Origin of the sequence: Ornithinimicrobium cavernae, from assembly GCF_003121625.1 — a bacterium.
GTDB lineage: Bacteria > Actinomycetota > Actinomycetes > Actinomycetales > Dermatophilaceae > Ornithinicoccus > Ornithinicoccus cavernae.
The window spans coordinates 30179-44005 of sequence record NZ_QDDJ01000020.1 but is presented as its reverse complement, the minus strand read 5'-3'; the positions used below and the strand labels follow the sequence as shown (position 1 = coordinate 44005).

Below are 13827 nucleotides of genomic sequence, written 5' to 3'. Positions count from 1 at the left end.
CTGCGTCCGCAGGTCACGACCGAGAGCCCGTCGTTGCGAGGAAGATAGCAGTGCTAGACCTGTTACTGGTCAGTAAGGGAAAGAAACTTTAGGCATTCGTGAGATGAACGCCGCGAAGTGCGCTCAGAAGGGCAGGATCGGGGCCGGCCGGACTACGCCTCCCCCGGAACCTCCTCGCGGATCTCCGCCTGCACCCCGACGGCCAGGCCGGCGAGGAAGTCCATGAAGTTGAACCCGCTCACGTGGCTGCCGTCGGGGTTCCACACCCGGGTGTCGAGCTCGGAGGGCTCCTGGTCCGGGGGCGTGATCACCTCCGGCGCCAGCCGCAACCCACCGCCCCGGTTGCTCAGCGTCCGCACCGCGCGCACCAGCTCCGCGGGGTCCTCCGGCAGCAGGGTGGGCGCGAGCCCCAGGCGTCCGGCGACCAACGTCCGGCGGAACGCCACCACCTCCGCGGGCCGACCACCGTCGAGCCGCTCGTCGAACGTCGCGACGGCGAGCGAGGTGTCGAAGGACAACCCGCGCCGCCACAGGTGCGTGCCACCGGTGAGCGCCCAGGCGTCGTCGACCACCACCGACGTCGCGTCCAGGTGCAGGGAGCGGCCCGGCCCGGTCACCGGCGTGAAGGCGGCGACCCGCTCGCCGCCGGCAGCCCCGAGCCTCCGCAGCCCGGCCAGGACACCGGCGTCACGGATGCGCCCCAGCTTGGTCGGGGTCCCCGGCACCAGGGTCAGCGGCACACAGACCAGCACGCGCAGCGCCGGGTTCTCCCCCAGCCTCGTGGCCAGCGCCCCGAGGACGTCGAGCGCGTCGTCGCCGGACCCCAGCGGCAGCGCGTCCAGCGCGGGTGTCTCGAGGTAGACAAGGTCCTGCGCGGCCGCGAACCGCGCTGCGAGCGCGGTCGCCGTCTCCCGGTAGCCCCAGCGGGCGCCGAGCAGCCTGCGGTTCAGGGCCCGCTGCATGCTCGTCGCTGCCTCGTCCACCGCCGCAGGCACGGGCACCCCGAGCCCCGCCAGCCAGGACCGCAGGTCCGCCAGTGGCTGCTCCCACGGGAAGTCGCCCGCCCCGAGGGCGTCCAGTGCCTCCACGAGCCCCGACTCGCCCTCGACCCGGGCCGCGACCGTCCGCAGCACCGCCGCCCAGGAGCCGGCTGCCGACGGCGCCGCCGGCTGTGTCAGCGGCGTCGCCGCGGCCACGGCCAGCTCGGGCGTCCCCGGCCGCGTCCGCTCGCGGGCGATCTCCGCGACCGCGACGACGGCCGGACCGCGCAGACGTGCGCCTGCGCCGTGCCGCTCGTCGTCCGCCGGGGCACCCGGGTGCCCGGCCTGGTGTGTGCCGACCTCGTGGTGGGCACCGAGCGGTCGGACGGCGGCGACGGTCGCCTCCGCCACCCCCGCGTCCAGCGCGATCCCGGCCACCTCGTCGCGGGACTGCGTGGGCAGCGGCGCGGCGACGGTCGGTGCGCGCACCAGCAGCGTCCGTGTCAGCGCCGATGCGCTCGCGCCCGTGCCGGCCAGCACGGCCGCCGTCTCTCCGCCCCGCCACCCGCGCCACGCGGGCTCGGTCAGCAGCACCGTGTCCCCAGCCCCCAGCGCGGGTCCCACCGCCGGCGCCGCCCACGCCGCCGCCGGGACGGTCGCCGGGTCCACGAGGGTGGGTGTGGTGGTCAGCGCCACCAGCGTCGAACCCGACGGGAGCGAGCCCGGCGTCACCGCGCCCGCCACCTCGGTCCCGGTCTCGCACACCAGCACGGGCGCCGCCGCCGAGCCCAGGGCCACCATCGCGCCGCCCACCGGTGCGGGCCGTTCGAGCCGCACCTCCGGGTACCGGGTCGCCGCGACCGCGGTCACCACCATCACGTCCAGGCCCATCCGGTTCGCCGGCGTGACCGCGCCGTCCGCGAGCCGCACCACCACCCGTGCCCTGCCCGCGGCGTCCACCCGGCCGCCACCGCCCGCTCCCCGGAGGTGCCGGCCCCTGTCGGGGTCGAAGTACTGCGGCCACACCCGCACCCACGCCCCCGCCAGCTCGGGGCCGACCGGCACCGTCACCAGGATGCGCTGCGCGAGCACCACGCCGCTGTCAGCGGCCCCGCCGCCGGTCAGCGCGCTGGTCGTCACGGCGCCGAGACCCGACGGTGGAGCCACCGCCGGCAGGGTCGGGACCGGCACCGCGCCCGCGGCCCGGTCGAGCACCGGCGCCAGCAGCGTGGCCGGCCCGGCCGACAGCGCGCTCACCAGACCGGTCATCGCCTCGTCGGCGCTCGGCAGGAGCACGGTGTCGGCGGCAGCCACGGTCGCGCGCGCGACCAGCGTGGCGGTCGATGCCCGTGCCTGGTCCGCCGCGCGGCGGGTCGCCGGCTCCGCGGCTCCCGAGGGGGCCACGCGACGCTGCCCGGTCACGTGCGCCTCGACGTCCACCAGCCCCACCCGCACGCAGTCCCGTGTGACGCCGCCGACCGGGGTGCCGCCGCTCCACAGCGACACGGTGTCGCCGTAGGTCCCCGCCGGCAGGACCGCCACCCGGGGCTGGGCCGCGTCCTGGGGGCTGCCGCCGGTCAGCGCCACCGTGGCCGTCGCGCCGCCGGCGACCCGCACCGCGCCGGTTCCGGTCAGGCCGTTCACCGCGAGCCGCGCCAGCACCCCCTCGCCCGCGGGCGCCTCGTCCGGTCCGCAGAGGACCACCGTGCGCTGGGCGTCGACGGTGGCGGTGCGTTGCGCCGCCCCCGGCGCCCACAGGTTCGTGAACGACGTCGCCAGCCGCGCCCACCAGGACGCGACGGCGCCCGGGTCGATCGCGCGCCCGCGGGTGTCGAACGCGAACAGACGGACGGTGGTGGAGGGGGCGGTGAAAGTCAGGAGGGCATCGGTGCCGGCCAGCACCGTGCCGGGCCGTTTGAGGTCGGCGATCGGGGTCCCGGTCAGGCCGAGGTAGGCGCGCTTGGCCGCCTCGTCCATCGTCGTCACGTCCGGGATCGGCGGCACCACCCTGGTCTCGAGCGCGGTGACTGAGCCCGGGTCCTCGGGCAGCTCCAGCGCGAACGTGCGCACCCGTGCGCGGGTGACCCCTGCGGCACCGCCGTCCGCGGCGGGCACGTCGGCGAGCAGGGCTCCCAACCGGGCCTCCACCTCCGGGAGCAGCCGGAGGGTCGCCACGAACCGGCCGGTCCGGAAGGGCGGTGTCCCCGCGGGCCCGCGGAGCCCGGCCAGTCCCGGCTGCCCGGCGACGGCGAAGGAGAGCAGACCGGTCGCGGGCGGCAACCAGTCGGTGCCGGCCAGGAGCGCGACGGTCACGCCCAGGTCGTCGGGCGACGGCACGGGCAGCGTCACGTCGGTGGAGAACCAGGGGCCGAGCGCGGGGCTCTCGAGCCCGAGGTCCTCGGGTGCCGGGACGAGGGCGGTCACGGTGCCACCACCTCCTCACTCGGGGCGGTCCGCCGGCCGATCGGGTCGGTCATCACGACCCGGTAGGCCGTGCCGGCCGGGACCGCCGGATCGGGGTCGACGACGTCGAACACGCCGCCCGGTCCGGCCGCCAGACCGGGCACCGACGTCGCCAGCCGCATCGCCTCACCCGGGCGCCGTCGGTAGACGTCGAGCACGTAGCCGGTGCTGGCCCCGGGACTCAGCGGGCCGGCGTGCAGGAACTGCACGTGGACCCCGGCGGCGTCGCGGGCCGCCGTCAGCCCGGTCACGGCGGCCGGGGGGTCGGGAGGCATGACGAGCGCCGAGGCGGGGGCTGACGGTGCCGACCACTCCCCCGGCGGGCCGCCGCCGGGCAGGTCGGGTCCGGCGACCTCCACGCGCCACGCGTAGCGCACCCAGCCGGACAGGGAGGTCCGGGCTAGGCCGGGCGCCGCCCCGGTGTCGATGACCTCGAACACCTGGTCGCCGGTCGCCCCGGGCGGTGCCGGCGGGACGGTCCCCTGCGCCACCACCTGCATGAGCGCCGCCTCGGTCGTCGCGGTCGCGCGCCGCAGCCGCCACCTGGCTGCCGGGGTGGGGCCGGCCGGCACGGTCACGGTGAGACTGGCCTGCAGGTCGCCCGTGTCCGTCGTCGTCGGTGCCACCCGGATCGCCGGGGTCGGCGGCGCGAGCACGTTGGGCACGGCCCGCGGCAGGATCGGCGCGGTCCGGAAGTCCGACTCCACGCTCGCCGTGCTCACTGCGACGACGCGGTAGAGGACCAGCACCGTCAGTGACCCGGAGACCTGGTGCCGGAAGGTCGTGGTCGGGCTGGCGGGCACCGGGTCGGCCGTGAGCTGCAGGAACCAGCGCCGGGGCAGGATCGTCCGGTGGGTCTCCCACGCGGCACCACGCTCGGGTGCGCCGGGCGCGGCGTCCAGGTCGTCCAGCAGGGCCTGGGCCTGCGCCACCGAGGGCGCCTGGCCCGCGTCCCCGGGGGCGAGCGTGCCCGCGGCGACCTCCTCCAGCTTGGACCGCAGCGTCGACTCGTCGGCCAGGAACACCCGGAACGAGGCCTGTCCCGGCTGCGCGGGCCACGACAGCGTGGTCTGCGCCCACCCCGTCGCGTCCGGACGTGCGGTGTAGGTCAGTGTGGCCGGCAGCACCACCGGGGCCGGTGCGCGCGGGTCGTGCAGGGTGGCGGTGCGCGGCTCGCTGACCTCCGAGGCGACTCCGGCGGTGTCGAGCCACCGTGCGGTCACGGTCGCCGTGCCGGAGGTCGTCGGCATGAGCAGCGGTCCGGCGACCGGCACCACCACCGCGTCCGCGGCGACCGGGTGGAGCGACACGGTGCTGCCCCCACTGCTGACCGACACGGTCAGCTCCAGCTGGTCGAGCAGGCTCGCGCCCGGTGGCAGCCCGGACGCCGGCGGCACCGGCACCTCGATGCGCACCGTGCCCGCCAGCGGCCCGGTCGGCACCGGCACGGGCACCGTGGGCCCGGTGGTGGCGAGCATCACCACCGGCCGCGGCGGCCGCGGCCGCGACCCCGCGGCATACGGCGTGCGGGTCCACCCCGACCAGCGGCCGAACCAGTCCGCCTGGGCGATCTGCCAGGCACCGTCCTCCTCGGTGACCCCGCGGTCGGTCAGCCTGCCCTGGGTCGCCGTGGTCGCCGTCGCCGGCTGGGAGGGGCCGAGCAGCACCAGCCGGCCGACCGAGTCCTTGAGGTGACGGCTGTCCGGGTCGGTGCCGTCGGGCTGTGCGACCGCCGAGGCCAGCGCCGCACCAGGGACCAGTCGGTCCAGGTCAGCGGTGAGCCGGCGGGACGCGGCAGGCGGCGGGACCGACTGCCACGAGCCGTCCCACGACACCGCCACCGACGGCGCCCGGGGGACGTCGAGCGGCACCCCGGCCGGCGCCACGAGCACCATGTCCAGCTGCATGCCCCGCCCGACCCGGTCGCCGCCGTCCCAGCTCTCGTCGGCGATCTTGGCGAGCCGCGCGATGACTTCCGCCGGGTCCTCGGCGGAGGGCAGCGAGGAGGTCAGTCCGAGCTTGGCGATCGCCTCCAGGTCCGGGGAGAAGGCGGCGCTGACCAGGTACAGCACCACCATCTCCCGGTCCCGCTCCTCGAGGTCGGGGTCGATGTCGGCGAACGGCAGCCAGCGGGCGGCCCCGGGGTCGAGCGTGGCCTGCAGCAGCGTGGTCAGCAGGCTCCGGTCGGAGGTGCCGGACCCGTCGCCGAGCCCGGTGACGGAGGCGACCTCCGAGAGCTCCTGCTGGCTCGCCGACGTGTCGTTCACCAGCCGGTCCAGCTCGTCCTTCAGGGCGTGACCGAGGTGCTCGACCCGGACGAGCTCGTCACCTGCGCCGACCGGGTCGCACGCGGCCGGCCCGGGCGCGAGCGGCTGCTCGTGCATGCCGAACCGGGTCGGGGCGGCGTCGTGCGCCCGCGCGAGCCCACGGTCCCAGCCGTCGCCCGGCCCGGCGTAGCGCGCCCCCGGACCACAGGGCAGCGGCAGCGTGCGCCACGGCTCGCCGGCCGGTGCCCGGGCCGGGTCCAGCCAGCGGATCCCCTCGACCGTGCCCGCGCCGCTGATGACCACGCGCTCCAGCTGGGAGGCGTAGACCTGGTAGGGCGCGCGCGACCGCACCGCCACCGGTGCGTCACCGAGCGGGGTCGTCACCATGCCCTGCACCACGATCTGCGTCAGCCGCCTCAGCCTGGGCAGGACCGGGATCGAGACGCCCGGCCGCTCGACGGGGGGCAGGGCCGGCCGCACGACCGGTGGCCGCGTCGGTGGCAGCACCGGCTCCGGCCCGCGCGGCCTCCGGACCACCGGACCGGGAACGGGGCGGACCGGGCCGACCACGGGCGGCCGCCACTCGATGCGCGTCGGGGTCGCCTCGACGTGCACCCAGCACGCCGGGCGCGGCAGGTAGGCGGTCACCGGGTTGCCGGCGGTCAGCGTGAACGGCGGGGTGAGGACGGAGCCGTGGGAGTCGACCCACACCGCGTCGGTCCGGGTCTGGCGCCACAGCTGCTTGCGTGTGGTCACGACCCGCTGCACGACGATCGGGCACACCGGCAGGCCCAGCAGCGGGTTGGTGAGGATCCGCAGGTGGTTGCCCGGGGCGAGGTGGGTGTCGTCGCGGCCGTCGATCGCCTGGCCGCTCATCGCCCACGAAGGGCTCAGGCTCATGCTCCCACCTCCTGGTAAACGGCCCGGGGCGCGGTCAGCGCGGAGCGGCTGCCGGTGACGACGGTCGAGGACGTGGAGCCGGTCCGGTCGGTGACGGTGCGCGTGAGCTGCACCACGAGGGGCCCGGCCTGGAAGTCGTCCGTCCCGGAGGGGCTGACGGCCACGGGTGCCGTGGGTGCCAGCAGCACCCGGGTGCCGTTGCTGTTGCGGCGCCGCTGCAGCAGCGGCACCCCACCGTGGCTGGCGGCGGTGACGTCCAGGGCGCGCCGCCCGGTCCGCACGATCGGCTCCGGGAGCTCGAGCAGCACCCCGGCCAGCAGCCAGGACGCGCCCTGCCGCCACCACAGCACACTGGTGCGCCCGGCCACCGGCAGCGGCCACGGGTCCAGCCCGAGCGCGACCATCGCCTCGTCGAGCTCCCGGTCCCCGACGACCAGCGGCCCCGGTGGCACCGGGCCGCTCACGACGGCGTCGGGTGCCACCAGCGGGCTCTCGGTCGCCGTCAGCCCGAGCGCCGCGAGCAGCTCGGTCGCGTCGCGGTAGGCGGACGCCTGGAAGTGGGCGCGCCGCACGACCAGCTCCTCCGAGGCGGGCTGGGCGGCCGGGGTCGCCATGAGCATCAGGTCGTACCACGCACCGGGCACCAGGTCCGCGGTGACCTCGCCGGTGGTGCCGCCCAGCGGGGGCTCGGTCAGACACGGTGCCTCGCGGATCGCCTCGAGGAACAGCTTCTGGCCCAGGGGACGGTAGTGGTCGTGCAGCGCCGTCCAGGTCACGATGAGCGCCTCGTCGGGTGCGTGCGGCTGCCCGGCCAGTGAGCCGGGGGGTGGGTCGGTGCGGCGCAGGCGCAGCGACACGGCCCGCCCGTACAGCGCGGCCAGCTGGTCGAGGTGGTCGACCGCCAGGTGGACCAGGAGCGTGTCGTCGAGCAGGTGCGGCGCCTGCCCGGTGTCCGGTTCGAACGCCAGCAGGTAGCGCAGGATCGACCGCGGGTCGAAGGTCGTCTCGTCGGTGAGCTCGGTCGGCGGCTGGCCGGTGAGGGTGGCCTGCGACGCGGTCCGGAACCTCCGCACGACGTCCGGCCCGTCCTGCCAGTCGCCGCTGCCCGGGACCGCGTCCGGCGCCGGCTTGCTCTCGGACTTCACCCAGCCCTGCCACTGCCAGCGGATCCGCACGGAGTAGCCCGTGCCTGCGGCGAGCAGGCTGCGGTGCGGCGGCTGGGGGCCGCTCCCTCCGCCGCCACCGAGCCCGTTGATGAGCTCGGCCAGGCCCAGGGCGTAGGCGGCGTTGGCGTCGGCCAGCGCCTGCGCCGACGCGCTGGTCCCGCACAGCCGCTGCCAGCCGACCCGCGCGGGCCGGGTCCGCCCGCCTGCCCACTCGTGCACGCGCACACCGCGCCAGGTGCCCGTCTCCCGTGGCCGGTACACGACCACCGCGCAGGTGCCCGTGCCGGTTCGGTAGGTCTGCTCGACCTCGGGCTCCCACTCCCACTCGCCGCCACCGACCAGGGAGCCGGTCACCCGCGGCAGCCCCGAGGAGCCCACGGGCTCCGGTCCCTCGGTGCCCCAGCAGACCCGCTCGACCCCCAGCCACGTCGCCCCGCGCATCTCCACCGAGGCGATGCCGGAGCCGGTGAGCACCACGGTCTGTTCCCAGCCGCCGTCGGGGACGACCCACCCGTCGGCGACGAACCCGCCGGAGCTGTCGAGGGCGACGAGCTTCGCCTCGCCGTTGTCCCACATCCGGAACCGCACCTCGACCCGGTCGGTGATCGCGGGGAGGTAGGCGACCATGCCTGCCTCGGGCAGGAGCACCGTGACCGGCTCCCCGTGGGTGGTGAACGGCTCCCCGTGGGACTGGATCTTCACGCCGTCGATGGAGCTCGAGGTGCCCAGGACGGTGTCGGCCCGGTGGTAGTCGCCGACGATGGCGCACGTGCCCGGGACCGGTTGCTGCGGGCGCTTCCGGCGGTCGTCGCAGACGATCAGCCGCAGCTCGGGCTCGACGACCTCCGGGGCGAGCGTGACCCGCAGCTCGGTGGTGCGCTCGGTGAACCCGAACCGGGTGGCGGCGGCGAGCCACCAGACGTCGTCGGCGAAGTGCCCGGGGGTCAGCGAGAGCCCCTGCTGCACGAGCCACGGCGCCGCCAGCTCCAGCACCCGGCCGGCGATCCGCTCGCGCGCGTGGCCGGTGAACCGCGACGGGAACGGTGGCGACCCCAACGTCTCGGGTGGCAACAGCACGGCGTCGGTGCCGGTGCGCTGGGCGTCGCGCCCCAGCAGGCACATCCGTGTCGGCCGGGGCGGCTCCTCGCACAACCGGCCGGGCGTCTGCGAGGGGTTGCCGTCGGTGCCCTCACCGCCGTCGGTCAGCCAGTAGGTCCACGGTGCCGGGTCCCACGACATGAGTGCCAGGAACATCGCCTCCTCGGCCGAGACCGAGACGTCACCGTCGGCGAGCACCCCCGGGCGGTGGGTGGGCAGCCACCAGCCCGAGGCGAGCGGACCGCCCAACGCCGTGCCACCGTCGGGCACGATCTCGACCCCGACGAGCCGGTAGGCGTACTTCATCTCCGAGGTGCCGGACCAGACAGGACCGGGCGGCGGGGCGCCGGGGGCGAACGCCGAGCCGGAGAGGTCGACGGACATGTGGTGCATCAGCTCGATGACCGGCACCGTGTCCGGCCACACCGTCTGGCCCGGGCCCGGCGCGCCGGTGATGGCTTCGGCCGTCGTCTGGCCGCGCCGGTCGGTCAGCGACACCTTGCCGATCGGGGGCGGCGGGGGCGGCGCGGCCGGCGTCAGCGAGTCGCCGATCTCGATCCCGACACACCCCGACACCGAGAAGAAGAAGAACGAGACCCTGCCGCAGAACCTGCCCTGGAGGTTGACCTTCAGCCCACCCTCGTCCCACACCGTGCAGATCAGCTCGCCGTCGATGTCGACCTCGACGATCACCAGCGACAGCGTGCCCCAGACCTGGAACATGCCCTTGAGCAGGAACGGGTTGGTCCCCAGCCCCACGAGGATCCGGGCGCCCGCCGCGAGGGTGAACGGGCCGGCCGACCAGCCGATCTCGATGCCGGCGCCGAAGCCGATCGAGAAGCCGTCGAAGCTGAAGCGCGGGTCGCCCCCGAGCCTGTGCAGCTTCTTCTCCTCGATCATGAGGAAGGCGTAGGCCTCGATGTCCAGGGTCTCCGGCAGCAGGATGATCTGCACCGGGTCGCCGCCGCGTCCCTCGGCGACCACCCCGTCCGAGCCCACCCGGACGAAGGCGTCCTTCGGGGTGCTCGGGTAGGGGAAGTAGCCGTCGATGGGGACGTTGAGGGTGAGGACCTTGGGGATCTCGTAGCGTCCGCGGATGCCCACCAGCACGGCGGTGTCGTCGATGACGACCAGCCCGAGGATCTCCAGCCCGGAGCCGGGCGCGCTGCCCTGCGCCTTCGGCTCCAGGTCGGGGCGCGTGGCGAGCTTGGCGTCGATCGCCAGGATCACCTCGGGGTCGGGGAAGGCGACCACCAGCATCCCGACCGCGTTGAACGTGAACGCCTGGTCCGGCATCGTGCCGATCACCATGCCCAGCCCGATCGCCCACTGGCCGCGCTCGGGGCCGAACTTGTCGAGCAGCGGGGCGTTGCGGTACCACGCGATCTCGCGCCCGACGGGGTCGTTCTCGAAGCCGGCGGGCAGCTGTCGGGCCCCGTTGGAGACGAACATCCCGAGGAAACCGAAGATGCCGAGCCCGGTCGCGCCGAGCGGGATGCCGACCGGCAGCAGGAGACCCAGCTGGATCGAGAGGTAGTCGTTGGCCGGGTCGAACTCCAGCGCGCCGATGCCCTTGGCGCCGACCGACACGAGCTCGAGCTCCAGCGACGCGCCGAACGCCCCGCCGTCGCCGATGACGACCTGGCCGCTGCCCCGGAGCACGCCCGGGATCTCCACGGCGAGGGCGAGGCCGCGCAGCTCGGCCGAGACGCCGCCACCGTCGAAGATCACCCGGATCGTCGCGCCCTCGATACTCACGACGCCGAGGTCCAGCGCGAACTCCAGGTCGCACTCGAACCACGAGGAGCCCGAGCCGGCGCGGGTGCCGGTGATGGCCAGCAGGTCGCCCAGCGGGCCCTCGATCTGCCAGCGTCCCGGGTCGGAGACCTCGAACGAGACGTCCTCGAAGACGAACCCGACCTTGTCGTACCACTCGGTCGCGGCGTCGTCGTACTCCAGCCCCACCTTCGTGTAGCGGACCTTGAGCGGGTGGCCGTCCGCGGTCGTGATCGAGCCGATGCCGTCGGCCGAGATGTCGATGCCGACGGCAGCGGTGTAGTCGATCGTGACCCTCAGCCTCATGCCGCGCGCCGAGTCGATCGACGGGGCGCGGTACTCGGCGGAGATCGCGTGCAGGACGATCCAGCCCTCCGTGGTGATCGCGGTCATCACCGCGCTCGCGATGGCCAGCGCAGACATCTGCACGACACCGTCCGCCGCCCCGCCGCCGCCGATGCCACCGAGCAGGGCCGGCGCGAGGGCCAGTGCGACCGCCAGGAAGGAGGAGTCGAACCGGGCGATGCCCTCGGGGTCGCCCTCGGAGGCGACCGACAGCGAGAACAGCGTCTGACCCGACCGGTTGTCGTAGGCCCAGCGGCCGGTGATCGTCCAGACCTCGGTCGACGGTGTCCCAGGTGTCGAGGGCGAGGAGACCGGCACGTCGGTCTCGTTGTCGTTCTCGTCGGTCATCGTCACGTGGTCGCTGGACCAGGCGAGGGTGAACTCGGCCAGCGTGGGGACCGCGTCGGCCCAGCTGGTCACGGTGGGTGAGTCCCAGGAGACGCTGAGGCGCACCAGGTAGCCGAGCCGCGAGCTCGGGTCGCCCGGGGCCTCGATCTCGGCCGCGTCGGCACCGGGCACGTAGGACCGGCGCAGGGAGGGGTCGGTGGTCTGCGGCTCGGTCGAGGCCTGTTGTCCCTGCCCGGGTGCACCCGCGGGCGGGGTGTAGGTCCCGTCGACGGCGTAGATGTCGACCCGCCGGTAGGACTCCCGGACGGGGTGGGTGGTGAGACTGCCCCAGGCCTGCCGGGCGGTGGTGTTGTGGTCGAGCAGGATCGTCCGGCCGGCGGCGCGCTCGGTCGCGCTCATCTCCGAGAGCGGGACGCTGCCCTGCGTCAGCGCCACTGATCCGGTCGCGGCCTCCTGCTCGCCACGCGCGTCGACCTGCCCGGCGGGCAGGTGCTGGGTGATCGAGGCGATGCGCTCCCCAGCCAGCCTGTTGTTCTGGTCGTTGGTCCCGATGTCGCAGCAGTGCCCCACCACCAGGAACCGCGCGCCGGGGAAGTAGCTCGCCCAGTCCCGGATCTCGACGCTGACGTGCCCCGAGGCGTTGTTCGGGGCGAACCGGCCCCACCCCTCGGGGTCCGCGGCGTTGAAGCCGAACCGCACCGACAGGTGCCGCACGGCGGCCTCCTCGACCGAGGGCGGCGGCGCCGTCGGGTCGACGCCGTGGCCCACCTCGACCGTGACCGCCGCCAGACCCCCGTCCGGCACGGTCACGGTGGTGCCCGAGGCGGTGGCGTCCTCCCGGTGGCTGCGGAGCTCGCCGGAGCGGTGGAACGGGGCGAGTGCGTGGGTGGTGTCGACACCCCGCACCGTGACGAGTGCCCCGGTGGCGTCGTGGACCCCGTCCTCGGCGCCGACGAGCAGCCCACCGACAGCGAGGGTGTCGATGCGCACCCGGCGGGTCAGCTCGCCGTCGGTGACCACGAGGTAGGCGGTGCCGACCTCCTCCGGGAAGACCGTGAAGTCGTGACCCGTGCCGGTCTGCGCGCCGGCGCCGGTGCCGAGCTGCCACCGGATGTGCGCGGCGTCCGGGACCGCGAGCCGGGACTGCAGCTCGACCTGGGCGATCGCGTCCCGGGTGCCCGACAGAGAGACGACGTTCGCGATGCCCGGCGCCCCCGGCAGCACCGCGTCGACCATCGCGGCGTGGTCGACGCCGTCGTCGTCCTGCGTGAACGTGTAGGAGATCGGCAGGTCGTGGTGTCGCTCCCCGTCGACCAGCTCGGAGTAGACGCCGTTCATGGTCTCGCCGACGCTCGTGGCGAACCAGCCGGTGTCGGGCTCCTCGACCCGGGTGCTGTCCGGCAGCGTCCACGAGATGCGGGGCTGGGTCGGCTGTCCCTGCACGGCGTCGGACAGGCGTGCCCGCATCCTGGCGGTCGCGCCGGTGTCCGCGACGAACGGCACGGTGAGCTCCCGGCCGCTGCCCTCAGGGCTGCGCGGGTGCTCGGTGCCCTCGACGTCCTGCGTGAACAGCACGGCTGCACCCGCGATGGGCGTGCGGCCGAGCTCGACCGAGACCGTGCCCTGCATGCCAGCCGGGCTGCCGAGGATCACGTCCTTCACGGAGGCGTTGATCTGTTCGACCGCGGTGCCCTTCAGCGGCAGCATCACCGTGGCCTCGGCGATCGCCATCCCCTGCCAGCCCGGGGTCTGTCCCCGCGCGATGATCTCCGGGGGCGTGATCTGCTCGGAGGCGTCGTAGACGACCCGGTCGACGACCATGCCGATGTCGGAGTCCCCGAACGTGAAGCTGATCGGGTCGAACGTCAGGCGACCGACGGGCCCGTTCGGCGCCTCGGGGTCGAACGGGTCGGGGAAGTCGACGAACCGGACCACCTCGGCCGCCCCGGTCAGGTCGATCCGCATGACGCCCGACCCGACGAGCTTGACTCCGTCCCGGCTGCCGTCCGGGAGCAGGTGCGCGGGCGAGCTGCTGGTGGCCGGGACGAGCGTCGCCGGCCGCAGACCGGGGATCGTGATCGCGATCCGGTCGACGATCAGGTCGAGGAACGCGGCGTCCGCCGCCGGCTCGAGGGTGTCGGTCGGCGCAGACGCCCTGCGGATGCGGACCAGGCGGAAGGGCAGACCGGTGTTGAGGCCGGGCACCTCCACGGGCCAGTTCCGCAGCGCCGGCAGCCCCAGGTCGGACAGCGGTTGCACCACGCCCTCGTGCACGAAGGTGCCCCCGCTGGTGGTGCTGTGGAGGTCGATGACGGCGAGGTTCTCGAGCCTGCTCGCCACGTCCGCAGGCAGGAGGCCCTGTGCGCCGCCGGGAGCGAACAGGTCCAACAGGCTGACACCACGCTTAGCCATCGGGGTCCCTCACGACGCCATGGAAAAGCAGGACGAGCAACGGTACTGCCGCACCGGTGCCACTGTCTACGC

Annotated in this window: 3 protein-coding genes; all 3 read right to left on the bottom strand. The window is 74.8% G+C overall.

What is annotated here, in order from left to right:
• Positions 1 to 152 precede the first annotated feature (152 nt).
• From DA085_RS19485 to DA085_RS19475, 3 genes are read right to left on the bottom strand one after another with little or no spacing between them, the layout of a single operon-like run.
• Positions 153 to 3404 (bottom strand): hypothetical protein, encoded by a 3252-nt coding sequence (locus tag DA085_RS19485; RefSeq protein WP_109474664.1) that lies wholly within the window; start codon positions 3402 to 3404, stop codon positions 153 to 155.
• Positions 3401 to 6610, bottom strand: coding sequence for a hypothetical protein (locus DA085_RS19480; RefSeq protein WP_154402262.1), 3210 nt, complete (start codon positions 6608 to 6610; stop codon positions 3401 to 3403). The genes DA085_RS19485 and DA085_RS19480 overlap by 4 nt, the downstream gene beginning before the upstream one ends.
• The gene (locus tag DA085_RS19475) at positions 6607 to 13755 is read right to left on the bottom strand and encodes a hypothetical protein (protein ID WP_109474662.1); all 7149 of its coding nucleotides are present in this window, start codon (positions 13753 to 13755) and stop codon (positions 6607 to 6609) included. The genes DA085_RS19480 and DA085_RS19475 overlap by 4 nt, the downstream gene beginning before the upstream one ends.
• Between the last annotated feature and the right edge of the window lie 72 nt (positions 13756 to 13827).